At 63.0% G+C, this 17,988-nt stretch carries 17 protein-coding genes; 6 read left to right on the top strand and 11 right to left on the bottom strand.

Annotated features, from left to right (window positions below; all coding sequences use genetic code 11):
* The first annotated feature begins 72 nt into the window (after nt 1-72).
* Nucleotides 73-1,575: a DEAD/DEAH box helicase gene (locus V1293_RS04060; protein WP_334506903.1), complete on the top strand. Its 1,503-nt coding sequence runs from the start codon at nt 73-75 to the stop codon at nt 1,573-1,575.
* 129 nt (nt 1,576-1,704) lie between these two features.
* On the top strand, nt 1,705-2,772 hold the full coding sequence (locus V1293_RS04055) for a GGDEF domain-containing protein (protein WP_334506901.1): 1,068 nt from the start codon (nt 1,705-1,707) through the stop codon (nt 2,770-2,772).
* 1 nt (nt 2,773) lies between these two features.
* On the opposite strand, the gene V1293_RS04050 is transcribed toward V1293_RS04055, so the two are convergent.
* The 8 genes from V1293_RS04050 to V1293_RS04015 all read right to left on the bottom strand — a co-directional run bounded on the left by V1293_RS04050 (nt 2,774) and on the right by V1293_RS04015 (nt 10,276).
* On the bottom strand, nt 2,774-3,223 hold the full coding sequence (locus V1293_RS04050; RefSeq protein WP_334506899.1) for a TfoX/Sxy family protein: 450 nt from the start codon (nt 3,221-3,223) through the stop codon (nt 2,774-2,776).
* 26 nt (nt 3,224-3,249) lie between these two features.
* Complete coding sequence (locus V1293_RS04045; protein ID WP_334506897.1) at nt 3,250-3,654, bottom strand: HesB/IscA family protein; 405 nt, start codon at nt 3,652-3,654, stop codon at nt 3,250-3,252.
* 66 nt (nt 3,655-3,720) lie between these two features.
* A complete protein-coding gene (locus tag V1293_RS04040) occupies nt 3,721-4,092 on the bottom strand; it encodes an SUF system Fe-S cluster assembly protein (protein ID WP_334506895.1) in 372 nt (123 codons plus the stop codon).
* A complete protein-coding gene (locus V1293_RS04035) occupies nt 4,089-5,336 on the bottom strand; it encodes a cysteine desulfurase (RefSeq protein WP_334506893.1) in 1,248 nt (415 codons plus the stop codon). Before V1293_RS04035 ends, V1293_RS04040 begins: the two co-directional genes overlap by 4 nt.
* On the bottom strand, nt 5,333-6,658 hold the full coding sequence (gene sufD, locus V1293_RS04030; RefSeq protein ID WP_334506891.1) for a Fe-S cluster assembly protein SufD: 1,326 nt from the start codon (nt 6,656-6,658) through the stop codon (nt 5,333-5,335). The genes V1293_RS04035 and sufD overlap by 4 nt, the downstream gene beginning before the upstream one ends.
* Before the next feature lie 11 nt (nt 6,659-6,669).
* Nucleotides 6,670-7,422 (bottom strand): Fe-S cluster assembly ATPase SufC, encoded by a 753-nt coding sequence (sufC, locus tag V1293_RS04025; RefSeq protein ID WP_334506889.1) that lies wholly within the window; start codon nt 7,420-7,422, stop codon nt 6,670-6,672.
* A 129-nt stretch (nt 7,423-7,551) separates the two neighbouring features.
* Nucleotides 7,552-9,033, bottom strand: a complete 1,482-nt coding sequence (sufB, locus tag V1293_RS04020) for a Fe-S cluster assembly protein SufB (RefSeq protein ID WP_334506887.1) — start codon at nt 9,031-9,033, stop codon at nt 7,552-7,554.
* Nucleotides 9,034-9,121: 88 nt separating this feature from the next.
* On the bottom strand, nt 9,122-10,276 hold the full coding sequence (locus tag V1293_RS04015) for a cysteine desulfurase family protein (RefSeq protein ID WP_334506885.1): 1,155 nt from the start codon (nt 10,274-10,276) through the stop codon (nt 9,122-9,124).
* Between the two features lie 291 nt (nt 10,277-10,567).
* Between V1293_RS04015 and V1293_RS04010 the strand changes: the two genes are divergently transcribed.
* Nucleotides 10,568-11,215: an alpha/beta hydrolase gene (locus tag V1293_RS04010; protein WP_025589847.1), complete on the top strand. Its 648-nt coding sequence runs from the start codon at nt 10,568-10,570 to the stop codon at nt 11,213-11,215.
* 199 nt (nt 11,216-11,414) lie between these two features.
* Here the strand turns inward: V1293_RS04010 and V1293_RS04005 are convergent, their stop codons facing one another.
* Together V1293_RS04005 and V1293_RS04000 are read right to left on the bottom strand one after the other, a co-directional pair.
* Nucleotides 11,415-12,092, bottom strand: a complete 678-nt coding sequence (locus tag V1293_RS04005; RefSeq protein WP_334506883.1) for a glutathione S-transferase family protein — start codon at nt 12,090-12,092, stop codon at nt 11,415-11,417.
* Nucleotides 12,093-12,222: 130 nt separating this feature from the next.
* The gene (locus V1293_RS04000) at nt 12,223-13,323 is read right to left on the bottom strand and encodes an anhydro-N-acetylmuramic acid kinase (RefSeq protein WP_334506881.1); all 1,101 of its coding nucleotides are present in this window, start codon (nt 13,321-13,323) and stop codon (nt 12,223-12,225) included.
* A 176-nt stretch (nt 13,324-13,499) separates the two neighbouring features.
* Here V1293_RS04000 and tyrS point away from each other — a divergent pair, with 176 nt between their 5' ends.
* Together tyrS and V1293_RS03990 are read left to right on the top strand one after the other, a co-directional pair.
* Nucleotides 13,500-14,753 (top strand): tyrosine--tRNA ligase, encoded by a 1,254-nt coding sequence (gene tyrS, locus V1293_RS03995; protein WP_334506879.1) that lies wholly within the window; start codon nt 13,500-13,502, stop codon nt 14,751-14,753.
* A 69-nt stretch (nt 14,754-14,822) separates the two neighbouring features.
* Entirely contained in the window at nt 14,823-16,070 is a 1,248-nt protein-coding gene (locus V1293_RS03990) for an MFS transporter (RefSeq protein WP_334506877.1), read from the top strand.
* On the opposite strand, the gene V1293_RS03985 is transcribed toward V1293_RS03990, so the two are convergent.
* On the bottom strand, nt 16,071-16,985 hold the full coding sequence (locus tag V1293_RS03985; protein ID WP_334506875.1) for a LysR family transcriptional regulator: 915 nt from the start codon (nt 16,983-16,985) through the stop codon (nt 16,071-16,073).
* Nucleotides 16,986-17,191: 206 nt separating this feature from the next.
* Here V1293_RS03985 and bla point away from each other — a divergent pair, with 206 nt between their 5' ends.
* Entirely contained in the window at nt 17,192-17,986 is a 795-nt protein-coding gene (gene bla / locus V1293_RS03980; RefSeq protein ID WP_334506873.1) for a class A beta-lactamase, read from the top strand.
* Nucleotides 17,987-17,988: the final 2 nt, after the last annotated feature.

Raw genomic sequence — 17,988 nt, 5'->3', positions numbered from 1 at the left:
GCGCCGTTTCGGGGCAAAACGCGACAGCCTTTTTACCCTCGATTCCGAACGGCGGTGTCGACTAGAGGCTCAATGTCTTTTTCCCATCTCGGACTTTCCGATAAGGTCCTCGCCGCGGTTGCGGCCACCGGTTACACGACCCCTACCCCCATCCAGGAACAGGCGATTCCCCACGTTCTGGCCCGTCGAGACGTTCTCGGCATCGCCCAGACCGGCACCGGCAAGACCGCTGCGTTCGTCCTGCCCATGCTCACCATGCTGGAAAAGGGCCGCGCGCGGGCACGGATGCCCCGCACCCTGATCCTCGAACCGACCCGCGAACTCGCGGCACAGGTGAAAGAGAATTTCGACAAATACGGCGTCGGCCAGAAACTCAACGTCGCGCTCCTGATCGGCGGCGTCTCGTTCGGCGACCAGGACAGTAAACTGACCCGTGGCGTCGACGTCTTGATCGCGACCCCCGGCCGCCTGCTCGACCACACCGAACGCGGCGGGCTGCTGCTCACCGGCGTCGAACTGCTGGTGATCGACGAAGCCGACCGCATGCTGGACATGGGCTTCATCCCCGACATCGAACGCGTCTGCAAGCTGGTGCCGTTCACGCGGCAAACCCTGTTCTTCACCGCGACGATGCCGCCGGAAATCAGCCGCATCACCGAAGCCTTCCTGCACAATCCCGCGCGGATCGAAGTCTCGAAGCCGGCGACCACAGCTGTGGGCGTGTCGCAATTCCAGGTCCCCGCCGGACGCGAGGTACACGAGAAGCGCGAGATCCTGCGCCGCCTGCTGCGCGACGCCAAGGATCTTCAGAATGCGATCATCTTCTGCAACCGCAAGCGCGAAGTCGCCGTCGTTTACAAATCGCTGCAGAAGCACGGCTTCAGCGTCGGCGCGCTGCATGGCGACATGGATCAGTCGGCGCGCACCGCGGCGCTCGATCAATTCCGCAAGGGCGAGATCCCGTTGCTGGTCGCCTCCGATGTCGCGGCCCGCGGCCTCGACATTCCCGCCGTCAGCCACGTCTTCAATTTCGATGTGCCGCATCATGCCGACGACTACGTGCATCGCATCGGCCGTACCGGACGTGCCGGACGCGCCGGCACCGCGATCTCGATCGTCAGCCCGCTCGACAACAAATCGATTGCTGCGATCGAACGGCTGATCGGCCAGAACATCCCCACCGCCGAAGGCGATTATGCCGTGCACTCGGATTCGTCCGGCGAGACCGATCAGCCGCGCGAACATCGCTCGCGCGAGGGTTCCCGGGAAGGTTCGCGCGGCGGCCGCACGCCGCGGCGCGAGCGCGAGCCGCGCGCTGCCAGGGGTACTGATAAGGGTGCTGACAAGCGCAGTGAACGCGAACCGCGGCATGCCAAGGGCGCTGGCCGCAGTGCCGGCCCGCAGCCGCAGGCAGCGGCCGCAGCCTTCGTGCCGCCCGCCCCTGCACAGCCTTCGCGCGTGCCCTCGATCGGTCGTCCGGAACCGCGGCGCGCCCAGCGCGACGCTGAATCGGAGCCCGCCGATCACTCGCATCTTCCGGCGTTCCTGTTGCGGCCGGTTCGCGCCCGCGTCTGAACGAACTCGGCGCGACCCAACGGCCGGAACCATTTACCGGCCGTTCATTCTCCTCCCTTAACCTGCCGACGATAATTTAATCATTGCGGCACGGCACGAGCGGCGCTGCTCGATATTGGGGACGGATCAGTGGTCAGGCTGCTGGACGAACACGAACGCACATTGGCGTTTGCCGAAGTCGCGTTGGGCCAGATCAAATCCCTCCGGCAGACCGCCGTCCCGCGCAATTACGAAATCTGGTACGTCTACGCGACCGGATACAATGCTCCCCTCAACAAGATCATCAACGAGACGCTGGCGCGCAACGGCAGACTGAGCGAGTCCGATCTCGAACAAATCTACGAAACCTATCTCTCGCACATCAAGACCTCCGACCGCATCGACAAGGTCGGCGCGCGCGTGATCGGCGAAATCGACGACGTGATGAACCTGATCACGGACGCGCTCGACATGTCGCAGAGCTATGACGCCAGGCTGAGCGGCGCCAGCGAGAAACTCCGGAATGCCAAGAACTGCGATCAGATCAAGGCGGTCATCGAAGGCCTGATGAAGTCCACCCGCGAGATGCAAGAGACCAACAAGGCGCTGGAAAACCGGCTGGCGCTGTCAAAGACCGAGATCAGCAACCTCCAGCACAGCCTCGAGGCGATCCGCGCCGAGAGCCTGACCGATCCGCTGACCGGATTGGGCAACCGCAAATATTTCGACCGCTCGATCGAGATGGCGGTGCGGGCGGCGCTGGCGAGCGGCGAACCGCTGTCGCTGATGATGTTCGACATCGACCATTTCAAATCGTTCAACGATTCCTACGGCCACCTCACCGGCGATCAGGTGCTGCGTCTGGTTGCGATGTCGCTGAAGCAGACCATCAAGGGCCAGGACATCACCGCCCGCTATGGCGGCGAGGAATTTGCGGTGGTGCTGCCCAACACGGCGCTGCGCCAGGCCCTGACGGTCGCCGACCACATTCGCCGCGCCGTGATGTCGAAGGAATTGAAGAAGAAATCGACAGGCGAAATTCTCGGCCGCGTCACCATCTCGGTCGGCGTCTCCATGCTGAAACCGGACGATGATACGGATTCATTGATCGAGCGCGCCGACGCCTGCCTCTACGCTGCCAAGCGTAACGGCCGCAACCGCGTGATCTGCGAAGTCGATCCCGAATACGCCGCCGAGACCCGCAGCCAGGTCGCTTAAGCTACCTGCGCGGTGCCTTCCTCGCCTTCGCTGCGTGCCGCTTCGCCGCCGGCTTGCGGCCAACAGCCGGCTTGCTCGCAGCCTTGCTAGATATCTTTGGCTTCGCTGCCTTGCGCGCCTTGGGCCGCTTGCGTAAGGCCGCGCGTTGCGCCGCGGCCAATGCCGCCCTCGCCCAGTCGGCCAACTCCTCGGAATCGTCGAACAGGCGTGCCGGCAACTGCCAGTACGAGTTCATCGTGACCGTCTTGGTGCGCGTCTGATACTGAAACGGCTGCGATCCCTCCGCTTCGAACTGCGGAATCGTCTGGTCATCGGCGCGGAAATAAAGCCCGGCGCGCAGCGCGAGCGCGAAATTGGTGCCGTCGGCGGAGATGCCGAAGCCGGAGAACATCTTGCGGATTGTGACGGGGCCGAAATCGGCAAACAGGTCGATCAGGAAATCGCGGTCCATTGCTCACCGCCCCGGCGATGCGGTCGTTACACCTTCGCCGGCGTCAGTTGCACCGACTCGCCGCAGCCGCAGGCGGAAACCTGGTTCGGATTGTTGAAGATGAACTGGGCCTGCAGCTTGTCGGCCTTGTAGTCCATCTCGGTGCCAAGCAGGAACAACACCGCCTTGGGATCGACCAGGATCTTCACGCCGCGGTCCTCGACCACCTCGTCGGTCGGCCGGATCTCATGGGCGTATTCCACCGTGTAGGACTGTCCGGCGCAGCCGCCATTTTTGATGCCGACGCGCAAGCCCACGATCTCGGAATCGGCGCGCTTGGTCAGCTCCGTAATCCGCTGGGCGGCGGCCTCGGTCAGTTTCATGACCTGCGGGCGCGGACGCGGCTTCGGCTTGGCGGCGGGCGTGGGTGAAGCAGGTGTCATGCTAGTCATATGATCATTTCCAACGGCAAATCAATGCCAGTCATCTTCCCGCAAAGCTGTTAGGGCCTCACTCAATTACCACATATTGAGGACGAGGCGCGCCTCGTCGGACATGCGATCCGGCGTCCAGGCCGGATCCCACACCAGGTTCACGCTGACGACGCCGACGCCGGGAACGCTGGCGATCGCGTTTTCCACCATGGTCGGCAGTTCGCCAGCCGCCGGACAGTTCGGCGTGGTCAGCGTCATCGTCACGTCGACGGCACGGTCGTCCTTGAGATCGACCTTGTAGATCAGGCCGAGCTCGTAGATGTCGGCCGGAATTTCCGGATCGAACACCGTCTTCAGCGCGGCGACGATTTCGGTGCCCAGCCGCTCGGTCTCCTCCGGCGGCAGCGCCGACTGCGTTTCCATATTGGCAGTTTTGACTTCGGCCGTGTCACTCATGCGAACAATTCCCGCGCCTTGATCAGCGCCTGTGCCAGATGGTCGACTTCTTGCCGGGTATTATACATTCCAAACGACGCGCGGCAGGTGGCTGTGACATTGAACCGCTCTAAAAGCGGCATCACGCAATGGGTGCCGGCGCGCACCGCAATGCCCTGCCGGTCGATCACGGTCGCGACGTCATGGGGATGGGCGCCCTTCATCTCAAAGGAGATCACCGGTCCCTTGCCGCGGGCGGTGCCGATCAGGCGCAGCGAATTAATCTCGCGCAAGCGCTCCTGGGCGTAGGTCAGAAGATCTTGCTCGTGGGCGGCGATGCGTTCCTTGCCGATCGAGTTGACGTAGTCGATCGCAGCGCCCAGCCCGATCGCCTCGACGATCGGCGGCGTACCGGCCTCGAACTTGTGCGGCGGGTCGCCATAGGTGACCCAATCCTTTGCCACCTCGCGGATCATCTCGCCGCCGCCGTTGTAGGGCCGCATCGCCACCAGGTGCTCATGCTTGGCGTAGAGCGCGCCGATACCGGTCGGACCATAGATCTTGTGGCCGGTGAATGCATAGAAATCGCAATCGAGGTCCTGCACGTCGATCGGCAGATGCACCGCGCCTTGCGCGCCGTCGACCAGCACCGGAATGCCGCGGTCATGAGCGAGCTTCACGACCTCCTTGACCGGGATGAAAGTGCCGAGCGCGTTCGACATCTGGGTGATGGCAACGAGCTTGGTGCGCGGCGTCAGCAGCTTCTCGAATTCCTCGATCAGGAAATTGCCGTCGTCATCGACCGGCGCCCATTTGATCACCGCGCCATGGCGCTCGCGCAGGAAGTGCCAGGGCACGATGTTGGAGTGGTGCTCCATGATCGAGAGCACGATCTCGTCGCCCTGCTTGATGTTGGGCTCGCCCCATGACGATGCCACGAGGTTGATGGCCTCGGTGACATTGCGTGTGAAGATGATTTCTTCATTGCGCGCCGCATTGATGAATTTCGCGACCTTGCCGCGCGCGCCTTCGTAAGCCTCTGTCGCGGCATTGGCGAGATAGTGCAAGCCGCGGTGCACGTTCGCGTACTCGCTCTTGTAGGCTTCCGTCATGCGGTCGAGCACCGCATTCGGCTTCTGCGCCGAGGCGGCGTTGTCGAGATAGACCAGCGGCTTGCCGTAGACCTTCATAGCCAGCGCGGGGAAATCCTCCCGCACGCGGGCGACGTCATAAGCGCCATTCTTGACCGCCGGATGCTGGGTCATGCCCTTGCCTCCAGCCAGCGATGCGCCGCTGCAATCGCGAGTTCGCGCAGATCGTCGTTGACGATCGATTCGATGGCTTCGCCCACAAAAGCCTGGATCAGCAGCGCCTGGGCTTCCTTTTCCGACAGGCCGCGGGCGCGCAGATAGAACAGCAGGCTCTCGTCGAGCGCGCCGGTGGTGGCGCCATGGCCGCAGGTGACGTCGTCGGCAAAAATTTCGAGCTCCGGCTTGTTGTCGGCCTCGGCCTCGTCGGACAAAAGCAGCGCCCGCGTCATCATCTTGGCGTCGGTCTTCTGCGCATGCGGGCGAACGATGATGCGGCCCTGGAACACCGAATGGGCGCGGTCGTCGGCGACGGCACGGAACACCTCGCGGCTGGCGCAATGCGGCACGGCATGGTCCATGAACAGCGAGGTGTCGGCGTGCTGTCGGCCATTGAGCAGATTGACGCCATTGGTTTCCACGCGGGAATGTTCGCCTGCAAACGTAATGGTCGCCTGATAGCGGCTGACGGCAGCGCCTGAGGTCATGCCAAAGGTGTTGAAATGCGCGTGCGCGCCCAGCGTCACCACGGCGGAGGAAATGTTGAGGGCCTCGCGGCTGTCCTCGACCAGGCGGACGTGGTCAAGCCGCGAATTGTCGCCGATCGCGATGACCAGCGAGTCATGGGCCTGATAGGTCTTCGCGCCGTCGGCTGCGATGTAGCTTTCGACCAGCGTCACGCCGACATCCTTGCCGAGCCGCAGCAGCGAGCGTGTGAACATCGCCGCGGGAGTGGTGCCCGTCGCGACATGAATGATTTGCAGCGGCTGCGTCAGCACGATGCCGTTGGCGATCTGGATCACCACGCCGTCGGTCATCATCGCACTGTTGAGCGCGACCATCGGATTGGCGCTGTCGAGCGTCAACAATTGAGCCTGCAGGGCGGCTTCGCCGGATTCCAGAACGCCGCGCAGGGTACCGACGGCAACGCCCTTCTCCAGCCCGTCCAGCTCAGAAAGTTTTGGCGCGAACACGCCGTCCACCAGCACCAGCCGGCGCGCGCCCTTGATCGCCTGCAGCTTCACCGCCGCCGCAGCCCGCGTCAGCGCGGCAGAATCCGGCGCAGGCGCCAGCGGCAGCACTTCGCGCATCAGCGCGCGCAGATCAGTGTACTTCCAATCCTCGATCCGCCGGTGCGGCAGGCCCACACGATCATAAGCCTCGAAGGCGGCACTTCGCGCCTCGGCGACCTTGCCTGTGCCCGGCAGCCGGTCGCGCACGACGGCAAAGCTGTCGCTCAGCGCACGTCCCGTCTCGTTCTTTGCCAAAGCCAAATTCATCACGATACCTGTCAGGCTGCGTCTTCGAACTGGGCGTAGCCGGAAGCCTCGAGCTCCAGCGCCAGATCCTTCCCGCCGCTCTTCACGACGCGGCCATTTGACATCACGTGCACGAAGTCGGGCACGATGTAGTTCAGCAATCGCTGGTAGTGGGTGATGACCACCATCGCACGATCCGGCGAACGCAGCGCGTTGACGCCGTCGGCAGCGATCCTGAGCGCGTCGATATCTAGGCCGGAATCCATTTCATCGAGAATGCAGACGGCCGGCTCGAACAGCGCCATCTGCAAAATCTCGTTACGCTTCTTCTCGCCGCCGGAGAACCCGACATTGACGCCGCGCTTGAGCATGTCCTGCGGGATGTTGAGCGATTTGGCGACCTCGCGCACCTTTTTCAGAAAGTCCGGCGTCGAATATTCGCTCTCGCCACGTGCCTTGCGCTGCGCGTTCAGCGCGGTGCGCAGGAAGTTCATGGTGGCGACGCCAGGAATTTCGACCGGATACTGGAACGCCAAAAATACGCCCTTGGCGGCGCGCTCGTCCGGCGACATTTCCAGGAGGTCCTCGCCCCTGAACAGGATTTCGCCGCCAGTCACTTCATAACCGGGCTTGCCCGCGATGACGTGGCTCAGCGTCGATTTGCCGGAGCCGTTCGGCCCCATGATCGCGTGCACCTCGCCCGGGTTCACCGTGAGCGACAGCCCGTGGAGAATTTCGCGATCCTCGACACGAACCTTCAGGTCTTTCACTTCAAGCAATGACATTGTTTTCCGTTCCGTTCTTTGCCCTCGTCCTGAGGAGCGCCGATAGGCGCGTCTCGAAGAACGTGGCCCACAATCTTTCCTCTCATCCTTCGAGATGGCCGCTTACGCGGCCTCCTCAGGATGAGGTCGCTATCCAACCGAACCTTCCAGCGAGATCGAGATCAGCTTCTGCGCTTCCACCGCAAATTCCATCGGCAGTTGCTGCAACACGTCCTTGACAAAACCGTTGACCACGAGGCCGACGGCTTCCTCCTGGCTCAGCCCGCGCTGGATGCAATAGAACAGCACGTCCTCGGAGATTTTCGAGGTGGTCGCTTCGTGCTCGAAGGTCGCGGACGAATTCTTCGCCTCGACATAAGGCACGGTGTGCGCGCCGCATTTGTCGCCGATCAAAAGCGAATCGCAGGCGGTGTAGTTGCGCGCGCCGGTCGCCTTGCGATGCGCGGTAACGAGACCGCGATAGGTGTTTTGGGAAACGCCGGCGGCGATGCCCTTGGAGATGATCCGGCTGGTCGTGTTCTTGCCGAGATGGAGCATCTTGGTGCCGCTATCGACCTGCTGGTGACCGTTCGAGATCGCGATCGAGTAGAACTCGCCGCGCGAATTGTCGCCGCGCAGGATGCAGCTCGGATATTTCCAGGTGATCGCCGACCCGGTCTCGACCTGGGTCCAGGAAATCTTCGAATGGTTGCCGCGGCAGTCGCCACGCTTGGTGACGAAATTGTAGATGCCGCCAAGGCCCTCGGAATTGCCGGGGTACCAGTTCTGCACCGTCGAATATTTAATCTCGGCATCGTCGAGGGCGACGAGCTCGACCACGGCGGCATGGAGCTGGTTTTCGTCGCGCTGCGGCGCGGTGCAGCCTTCGAGGTAGCTGACGTAAGAACCCTTGTCGGCGATGATGAGCGTGCGCTCGAACTGGCCGGTGTTGCGCTCGTTGATGCGGAAGTAGGTCGACAGCTCCATCGGGCAGCGCACGCCCGGCGGCACATAGACGAACGAGCCGTCCGAAAACACCGCGGAGTTCAGCGTCGCGAAGTAATTGTCCGAGGTCGGCACGACCGAGCCGAGATACTTCTGCACCAGTTCGGGATGCTCGCGGATCGCCTCCGAGATCGGCATGAAGATCACGCCGGCCGCCTTCAATTCCTTCTGGAACGTGGTGGCGACGGAAACCGAGTCGAAGACGGCGTCGACCGCGATCTTGCGCTCGCCTTCCGGCTTCACGACGCCTTCCAGCACCTCGACTTCGCGCAGGGGGATGCCGAGCTTCTCGTAGGTCTTGAGGATTTCCGGATCGATCTCGTCCAGCGAGCCGATCTGCTTCTTCGGCTTCGGCGCGGAGTAGTAATAGAGATCCTGGTAGTCGATCTTGGGATAATTGACGCGGGCCCAAGTCGGCTCGGTCATGGTCAGCCAGCGGCGATAGGCCTCCAGCCGCCATTCCAGCATCCAGGCCGGCTCGTTCTTCTTTGCGGAGATGAAGCGGACGGTGTCTTCCGACAGCCCCTTGGGGGCCTTGTCGGACTCGATAAGTGTTTCAAACCCATATCGATACTGGTCGACGTCGATGCGCTTCACGCGCTCGACCGTCTCTTGTACGGCTGGCATTCTATCCTCCGCTCGCGGTTTCAAGGACCGCGGTGGAACAATTCAAAATCAGCGACGAAGCGTTCCGGCGAAACGGACTTAGAACGTTTCAAGCCGTGTTTCGTCGCCCTCTAAGTAAGGCATCGGCAAGCTTTCGCCAAGCCTGAAGGGCCAAATCAATGTCTGCCTCCGTGGTAGACCAGCCCAGACTAAGCCGCACCGCTCCCTGCGCGAGTTCCCTGCCGACCCCCATGGCGGCCAGGACGTGGGACGGTTGGACCTTGCCGGACGAACAGGCGGAACCCGAGGATACCGCAATACCGCCGAGATCGAAGCCAATCACTGCCGTTTCGGCCCTGAGGCTGGGTACCGTGAACAGGCTGGTATTTGGCAACCGCTGCGTGCCCGCCGAAAACACAATCATTCCAGGGGTCTGCTGGAGACCCTTCTCGAGACGGTTCCGCAGGTCCTGCAACCGAGCTGCATCGACTTCAAGGGCTGCCATGGCCGCCCGCACGGCAGCGCCAAAGGCCGCAATGCCCGCGACATTCTCGGTGCCGGCCCGCCGCCCGAGCTCCTGACCGCCGCCACGCAGCAGCGGCTCCAGCCCCTGCACGTCCCCGGCCAGAACCAGCGCGCCGACGCCCTTGGGGCCGCCGATCTTGTGCGCAGAAAGCGTGACCAAATCGGCCTTCATCAATTTGATATCACACGGTATTTTTCCAAACGCCTGGATTGCATCGACATGCAGCAGCCCGCCTGCTTCATGTACGATGTCAGCGACTTCGCCGACCGGCTGAAGCGCGCCGGTCTCGTTATTCGCCAGCATGACCGAGACAAGCGCCGGCGGCCCAACGGCGAGAAGCCTGCGCAGATGGTCGATGTCGATCAGGCCGGAGCCGGTGACCTGGATGGTCCCGATCGCCTCCGGCGAGAAACGCCCGCCTGACAGCACCGACGTATGTTCGATGGCCGAGACCAATAATCGACGGACCGGCTCGCCCCCACCCCGGCGTAGTGTCGGCGTCAGCGCCAGCGCATTCGCCTCCGTACCACCAGACGTAAACACCGCATCCTGCGGCCGGGCTCCGACGGCCGCCGAGATGGCGGCACGGGCGTCCTCGACCAGCCGGCGCGCCTGACGCCCTTCGGCGTGGACCGAGGACGGATTGCCGGCCACTTCCCAGGCAGCCGCCATCGCCTGCCTGGCTTCGGGGCGAAGCGGCGTCGTCGCATTCCAGTCGAGATAGACCCGGTCGGGCATTTCCGTACAATATTACCTATATCGGCCAGCAGCTCCCGCGAGCCTCGGCCTCACGCCGGCGCAAGATGCCTTATGACAATTGGGGATCGCGCCGTCTCTTACAATCAAAGCCTAACGCCTTGAACTGCCTTCCAGATGTTCAAGATGCTTGCTTTTTGCCCCTCGCCTCATGCTAGAACGCCGCCACCAGTTTCACGGGAGCGCCGTTTGCGCACCACCCAACGACGCCTGATCGCATTTCTTCTCCGCCGGATCACGGCCGTTGCCAAGGACCACTTCCAAGGATCATGAATGCCTGAAGTTATTTTCACCGGCCCTGCGGGCCGCCTCGAAGGCCGTTACCATCCGGCCAAGCAGAAGAACGCGCCGATCGCGATGATCCTGCATCCGCATCCGCAGTTTCACGGCACGATGAATCACCAGATCGTCTACCAGTGCTACTACGCGTTTGCGCATCGCGGCTTCTCGGTGCTGCGATTCAATTTTCGCGGCGTCGGCCGCAGCCAGGGTTCGTTCGATCACGGCACCGGTGAATTGTCGGATGCGGCCTCCGCGCTGGACTGGGCGCAGACCATCAACCCCGAAGCGCGCGCCTGCTGGGTCGCCGGTTTCTCGTTCGGCGCCTGGATCGGCATGCAGCTTTTGATGCGCCGTCCCGAGGTCGAAGGTTTTATCTCGATCGCGCCGCCCGCCAATCTCTATGACTTCTCCTTCCTGGCGCCCTGCCCGTCGTCAGGCCTGATCGTGCACGGCGAGAAGGACGCGGTGGTGCCGCCGAAGGACGTCAACACGCTGGTCGAGAAGCTGAAGACGCAAAAAGGCATCGTGATCGATCAGCAGATCATCCCGGGCGCCAACCATTTCTTCGACGGCAAGCTGGAGCCGCTGATGGAGACGGTGACCGGCTATCTCGACATGCGGCTCGCCAACGTGCGCTGACGTCCGGTCGGTGCCCCGGACGCGGTGCAACACGAAGTGGTGCACTGCAGAGCCGGGGCCTATCCTTCCTGTTGTTTCCGTTGCCAACATGGGTCCCGGTTCTGCGAAGCAGCGCTACGCGCTGCATCGCGCCCGGGACACGCGCATTACGTTTGCAGCCCGTAAATGAGCCCATCGTAAAAGCCTACCCGGCAAAGCGCTAAGCCGCCAGCTTCAGCATGTGCGCGTCATGACGCACCAGGAACGCGTGCAACAATTGCGGATAATCGGCACCCACCGCGGTGCGGACACTCGCGCGCTTCGCCAGTTCGGTTCGCCATGCGCGGACCTTCGGCGTATCGGCAAACACCGAAAGATCGATCAACTGATCGAACACATCGAAATAGCGGAAGATCGGTGCGAACACCGCGTCCACCAGGCTGAAATCCTTGCCGGCAAAAAACGTTCCCGCGCCGAGCGTTTTCTCGACCTGCGCGAACTTCGCGGCTACTGCCTTCCGGTTGGTTTCAAAGACCGCGGGATCACCCGTCGTCTCCAGGCCCCAGAGCTCGCTCAGAATCGTGGAGCCGAACTCCATCCAGGCGCGATGCTGCGCACGTTGGAGCGGATCCTGCGGATGCAGTCTAGCGCCGCCTTGCGTATCTTCGATGTACTCGCAGATGACATTGCTCTCGAACAGCGCCGCCTCGCCGTCCGCGGTTGCGACAAGCAGCACCGGCACCTTGCCCAGCGGCGAAATCTTCAGGAACCAGTCCGGCTTGTTGGCGAGATCAATATCGATCCGCTCGAACGGAACGCCCTTTTCGGTGAGCGCGATCACGGCGCGCTGCACATAGGGGCAAAGCTTGTGGCTGATCAGAGTAAGTTTCTGCGTCATGACGACCTCTAAAGGCGAAGGCCGACCAGCCTCGCTCCATGCATCTGCATCTAATTAGATGCATCTGCATATAGTCGTCAAGGTCGATGCAGTTGCATCAACAGATCTTGATCCCGGTCACCCCGATCCGTCACGGCCGGGCGACGATCCCCCCGGTCATCGGGTACGGCACCCCCGTGGTGGCGGGGTAACTCAGCGGCAAGCCTTTCAGGCCCCGCGCCGCCAGAAATCCGAAGGCCTGCGCCTCAATGGCGTCGGATGCCCAGCCCAGCGTGTCCGCCGCCCGGACGGTCGCCGGCGCCAGACACTCGCGCAGCATCCGCAGCATGGTCAGGTTGCGGGCGCCGCCGCCGGCCACGATCCAGTTCTTGGGCTCCTTCGGCAGCAGCGGCACCACGCGGGCGATCGCAGCTGCGGTAAAGGCGGTCAGCGTGGCCGCGCCGTCCTCGGGCGGTACATCGCCGAGCCTCAGCCCCGCAAAATCGTTACGATCAAGCGATTTCGGCGGGGGCAGCGAAAAGAACGGCATCTCCAGCGCGCGGGTGATCCAGGCGGCATCGACCTTGCCCAGCGCGGCGGTGCGGCCCTCGGTATCGAAACGCTGGTTGAGCCAGCGGAACATGTAGTCGTCGAGCAATGCGTTGCCCGGGCCGGTATCGCAGGCAATCAGCGTGTCGCCGTCGATATAGGTGATATTGGCGACCCCGCCGATGTTGACCACGACCGTCGGGCCCTCCCAGTCAAGCGATTGGGCAAGTGCGCGGTGATAAACCGGCACAAAGGGCGCGCCCTGCCCGCCGGCTTCGACGTCGGCAGCGCGGAAATCGTACATGACGGGAATGTGGATCGTCCTGGCGAGCGCGAGCGCGTCGCCGATCTGGACCGTCAACTTTTTCTCGGGCCGGTGCAGCACGGTCTGGCCGTGAAAGCCGACGATGTCGATGTCGTCGAAGCGCAGGCGGTGTTGCGCGGTGAAGGCGGCCACCGCCTCGGCATGGGCAGATGTGACGACCCGCTCCGCCTCGCGCAGGCAGCCCGGCCGCGCCGCGCGATCCGGCAGGTCGGCGGCCTCGTACAGCGCCTGCCGCAGCAGGCTGCGCTCCATTTCGGTGTAGGGGCGGTAGCCGGATGGCCCCAGGGCGTTCACCCGGCGGCCGTCGGTCTCGATCATAGCGACATCGACCCCGTCGAGCGAGGTGCCGCTCATCAGACCTAGCGCCGTCAACATCATGTTAAATCGTGCCTTTGCAACGCCCTGCTCGATCCGTCCCGCCGACGACGATCAGCTTGTGCCAAACACAGACATCTTATAATGCCACAGCGCCCAAGCTTGCGGCAGCCCGTTCCGCCATGGTTCCGCAACTCGCTACAATTACAGTGAAAATAGAATGATCAAAGCAGCCCGCCATGACCGCATTTAAATCAGATTTCCTGAACATTTTACAGGAGCGCGGCTTCATCCACCAATGCTCCGATTTCGAGGGCCTCGACGCGCTCGCCGCGAAGGGCCAGGCGATCGCCTATGTCGGCTACGACTGCACGGCGCCGTCGCTGCATATCGGCAACTACCTCACCATGATGATGCTGCATTGGCTGCAGCAGAGCGGAAACAAGCCGATCACCCTGATGGGCGGCGGCACCACCATGGTCGGCGACCCCTCCGGCAAGGATGAATCGCGCGCCATCCGCTCGATCGAGGAAATCGAAGCCAACAAGGCCTCGATCCGCGGCGTGTTCGCAAAGGTACTGCGCTACGGTTCCGGCCCGAGCGACGCGATCATGCTCGACAACGCCGAATGGCTGACCAAGCTGAACTGGATCGAGATGCTGCGCGACATCGGCCGGCATTTCTCCGTCAACCGCATGCTGACGATGGACTCGGTGCGGCTCCGTCTCGAACGCGAGCAGGAGATGAGCTTCATCGAGTTCAACTACATGGTCTGCCAGGCCTACGACTTCGTCGAGCTGGCGCGGCGCACCGGCTGCCGGCTGCAGATGGGCGGCTCCGATCAATGGGGCAACATCGTCAACGGCGTCGATCTCGGCCGTCGCATGGGCACGGAGCAATTGTTCGCGCTGACGACGCCGCTGCTCACGACCGCGTCGGGCGCCAAGATGGGCAAGACCGCGCAGGGCGCGGTGTGGCTCAATGCCGACCAGTTCTCGCCGTACGATTTCTGGCAATACTGGCGCAACGTCGAGGACGCTGACGTCGTCAAGTTTCTAAAGCTGTTCACGATCCTGCCGATGAGCGAAATCGCAAAGCTTGCGGCACTCAAGGGCGGTGAAATCAACGAGGCCAAGAAGGCTCTCGCGACCGAGGCGACCACGCTGCTGCACGGCCGCGATGCCGCCAACACGGCCGCGGAAACCGCCCGGCAAACTTTCGAGGAAGGCGCGATCGCGGAAAGCCTGCCGACGGTGGAAATTTCCTCCGGCGAACTCGAAACCGGCGCGGGGGTACTGGGGCTGTTCGTGAAAGCGGGCCTCGTGGCCTCGAACGGCGAAGCGCGCCGCCAGATCAAGGGCGGCGGCCTGCGCGTCAACGATGCGGCCGTCACCGACGAGAAGATGGTGCTAACGCCGTCCAACCTCACGCCGGAAGGCGTCATCAAACTTTCCATGGGGAAGAAAAAGCACGTCCTGCTGAAACCCGCCTGAACGGGCCTGCATAGGCGCATTCGCTTTTGATGCTTGCGGGGGCCAGCGGAAACGCGCTCCCTGCGTCCCATGGATGACAAGACACCAGAGGGAGATGCGCTAGCCAGGCCGCTCAAGCCGGGGCGGGTTGCACTCAACGTGCTGGCGCTCTGCTTTACGCTCGCGCTTGTCGGCCGCGGCCTCGGCGAGAGTTTTACGGTTTTCCTGAAACCGATTTCGGAGAATTTCGGCTGGGACCGCGCCCAGGTGGTCTCGGTCTATTCGCTGACCTGGCTGGCGGGCGGATTGACAGCGCCCGTCGTCGGCCGCCTGTTCGACCGCTACGGCCCCCGCTCCGTCTATTCGCTGGGACTGCTACTGCTCGGCGGCGCGTTCCTGGTGGCGTCGCAGGCGCAGGCGCTCTGGCAATTCCAGTTGAGCGTCGGGCTCGCCGTCGGGATCGGCATCGCCTTCATCGGCAATGTGCCGAATTCGATCCTGCTCGGCCGCTGGTTCGGCCCACGCCTGCCGACGGCGATGGCGGTGGTCTATTCCGCGGCCGGCGCGGGCGTGCTGGTGCTGTTGCCGGCGTCGCAAATCCTGATCGACCATTTCGGCTGGCGCGGCGCCTACCAGATCTTCGGCATCGCAGCGCTTGGCCTGCTGGCGCCGTTGCTGCTGCTGCCATGGCGGCTGTTTTCCACGGGCTCGCCGCACATCGCCAAAAAGGCCGATCCCGATTTCGTGGACGGAGGCTGGACGCTCGCGAGTGCGATGCGCCACCACGCGTTCTGGGCGCTGTTTGCCACCTTCTTCTTCACGGCGGTGGGGATGTATGCGCTTGCCGCGCAGATCGTCGCCTATTTGATCGACGCCGGCTTCCCGCCGCTGCAGGCGGCGACCGCCTGGGGCTTCTCCGGCGTCGTGCTTTTGTTCGGCATGCTGGGCGTGACGCAGCTCGATGCGGTAATCGGACGAAGGCCGTCGGTACTGCTCAGCTACGCCATTTCGATCGTCGGCATCATCCTGCTCTGGCTGCTGCAGTACTATCCGAACTTCTGGCTGCTCGCGGCTTTCGTCGTGACCTTCGGCAGCATGATCGGTTCGCGCGGGCCGCTGATCACGGCGACAGCCATGAAGATCTTCCGCGGCGAGCGCGTCGGCACGATCTACGGCACGATCTCGATCGGCAGCGGCCTTGGCTCAGGGCTCGGCGCCTGGGCCGGCGGCCTGATCCACGACTGGACCCACAGCTATGATCCCGTGATCGCGTTCGCGCTGGTCGCCGTGGTGCTCGGGATGATCCCGTTTTTGGTGGTGCCGGCGCTGCGGCGTTAGCTAAGCCTCGGCCTGCTTGCCGGGACTCGCTTTTTTTGCCGCGATCGTTTCCAGCAGCCAGCTCTTGAAGGAGAGCATCGCGGGTGATGGTCGCCGGGAGTGCAGCGACGTAATCCAATAATCGCCAAGCGACACTTCGATCTTGAAAGGACGCACCAGCCGCCGTTGGCGGATCTCGTCCTGAAACAATGCCGCCGGCAACAACGCAACGCCGAAACCGCGGGCCGCCGCACTGGCAATCGTGATCGACGAATCGAACACCATTCCCTTGAGGACCGGGCTCTGCAGTCCCGCTGCGGTAAACCAGCGCGGCCATTCCTCTTGCCGGTAGGAACGCAGCAGCACCTCGCGCTTGAGATCGGCCGTTCTACTCAGACTGCGAGCCAGCGAAGGCGCACAGAACGGGGTAAATGGCGCTCCCATCAAATGGGTTGCCTCGGTGCCGTGCCAAAGGCCATCGCCAAACCTGATCGCGTAATCGAGGCCTTCGCCCGCGATGTCGATACGATTGTTGTTGGTAAACAGGCGCAAATCGATCCGCGGATAGGCCTTCCTGAAAGCATCGAGGCGCGGCAGCAGCCATCCCGAAGCAAAGGTGCCGACCACGCCCACCGTGATGACTTCCTGGTAGTGACCGTCTTCAAAACGATTGAGCGTTTCGGTGAGCCGGCCGAAAGCCTCGACAATGCTGGGCAGCAGCAATTGCCCTTCATCGGTGAGCGCGACACCGCGCGGCAGCCGGCGAAACAACTGCACGCCAAGCCGGTCCTCCAGCCCTTTCACATGCTGGCTGACGGCGGCCTGCGTGACCCGAAGTTCCAGGCCGGCGCGGGTGAAACTCAGGTGGCGCGCTGTCGCTTCGAAGGCCCGTAGTGCATTGAGCGGAAGGTGCGAAAGCTTCGGCCGGCGATGCATTGCTTGTCCCTAGTTTTTCTTATGCCTGCCCGCAGAACTGATCGTTTGTCAAGACAGCGACCTGTCGGCACCTTCCCGCCGCAGCAAGGAGGGATTCGCCAGTGATCACCAGAAGACAGTTCCAGCTTGGATTCGGCACAGCGCTGATAGCGACTGCTGTGAGCGGCCGACTTAAAGCGGTGCGCGCATCGACCGCAAATCAACGATTGATCGATGACCTCAAGCGTCTGGAGAGCGAGAGCGGCGGCCGGCTGGGTGTCTGTGTCCTTGAGACGGCAACGGGTGCCCGCCACACTACCCATCGGGGTGACGAGCGTTTTCCGATGTGCAGCACCTTCAAAGTGCTGGCAGCCGCAGCGACTTTGGCGCGCGTAGACGCCGGCAAGGAACAGTTGACGCGGCGCATAACCTTCGAGGCGTCCACACTCGTCGTGAACTCACCCGTAACCGAAAAGCGCGTCGGCGGCGACGGCATGACGGTCGCCGAAATTTGCGATGCGGCGCTAACGCGGAGCGACAACACGGCCGGCAATCTGCTGCTCGCCGGCATCGGCGGACCTCCGGGACTGACGGCCTTCGCACGAAGTCTCGGCGACCAGGTCACGCGGCTGGATCGCGATGAGCCCTCGCTCAACGAGGCTTTGCCCGACGACCCCCGCGATACCACGACACCGAATGCGATGGCTTCGAATTTGCAGGCACTCATCCTCGGGACTACGGCGCTGTCGGCTGCATCACGCGAGCAACTGACGGCATGGCTGATCGCCAACAAGACTGGCGATACGCGGCTGCGTGCAGGTTTGGTGAAAGACTGGCGTGTCGGCGACAAGACCGGCGCTGGTGATCGAGGCACGAACAATCACGTCGCCGTGGTCTGGCCACCCAACAACACCCCCATCGTGATCGCCGCCTATCTGACTGGCGCCACCGTTTCTACCGCGCAGCAGAACGCCATTTTGGCTTCGGTCGCGCGGGCGGTCTCGACCATGACATCGGGCTAGGT

The sequence above is a fragment of the Bradyrhizobium sp. AZCC 1693 genome, from assembly GCF_036924745.1.
Lineage (GTDB): Bacteria > Pseudomonadota > Alphaproteobacteria > Rhizobiales > Xanthobacteraceae > Bradyrhizobium.
The sequence above is the reverse complement of the archived record's forward strand: the minus strand, read 5'-3'. Positions and strand labels throughout refer to the sequence as shown.

Coding starts and splice junctions, on each gene's coding strand:
- V1293_RS04060 (WP_334506903.1), top strand. CDS start 73: ATGTCTTTTTCCCATCTCGGACTTTCCGATAAGGTCCTCGCCGCGGTT.
- V1293_RS04050 (WP_334506899.1), bottom strand. CDS start 3,223: ATGGACCGCGATTTCCTGATCGACCTGTTTGCCGATTTCGGCCCCGTC.
- V1293_RS04045 (WP_334506897.1), bottom strand. CDS start 3,654: ATGACTAGCATGACACCTGCTTCACCCACGCCCGCCGCCAAGCCGAAG.
- V1293_RS04040 (WP_334506895.1), bottom strand. CDS start 4,092: ATGAGTGACACGGCCGAAGTCAAAACTGCCAATATGGAAACGCAGTCG.
- V1293_RS04035 (WP_334506893.1), bottom strand. CDS start 5,336: ATGACCCAGCATCCGGCGGTCAAGAATGGCGCTTATGACGTCGCCCGC.
- sufD (WP_334506891.1), bottom strand. CDS start 6,658: ATGAATTTGGCTTTGGCAAAGAACGAGACGGGACGTGCGCTGAGCGAC.
- sufC (WP_334506889.1), bottom strand. CDS start 7,422: ATGTCATTGCTTGAAGTGAAAGACCTGAAGGTTCGTGTCGAGGATCGC.
- sufB (WP_334506887.1), bottom strand. CDS start 9,033: ATGCCAGCCGTACAAGAGACGGTCGAGCGCGTGAAGCGCATCGACGTC.
- V1293_RS04015 (WP_334506885.1), bottom strand. CDS start 10,276: ATGCCCGACCGGGTCTATCTCGACTGGAATGCGACGACGCCGCTTCGC.
- V1293_RS04010 (WP_025589847.1), top strand. CDS start 10,568: ATGCCTGAAGTTATTTTCACCGGCCCTGCGGGCCGCCTCGAAGGCCGT.
- V1293_RS04005 (WP_334506883.1), bottom strand. CDS start 12,092: ATGACGCAGAAACTTACTCTGATCAGCCACAAGCTTTGCCCCTATGTG.
- V1293_RS04000 (WP_334506881.1), bottom strand. CDS start 13,323: ATGATGTTGACGGCGCTAGGTCTGATGAGCGGCACCTCGCTCGACGGG.
- tyrS (WP_334506879.1), top strand. CDS start 13,500: ATGACCGCATTTAAATCAGATTTCCTGAACATTTTACAGGAGCGCGGC.
- V1293_RS03990 (WP_334506877.1), top strand. CDS start 14,823: ATGGATGACAAGACACCAGAGGGAGATGCGCTAGCCAGGCCGCTCAAG.
- V1293_RS03985 (WP_334506875.1), bottom strand. CDS start 16,985: ATGCATCGCCGGCCGAAGCTTTCGCACCTTCCGCTCAATGCACTACGG.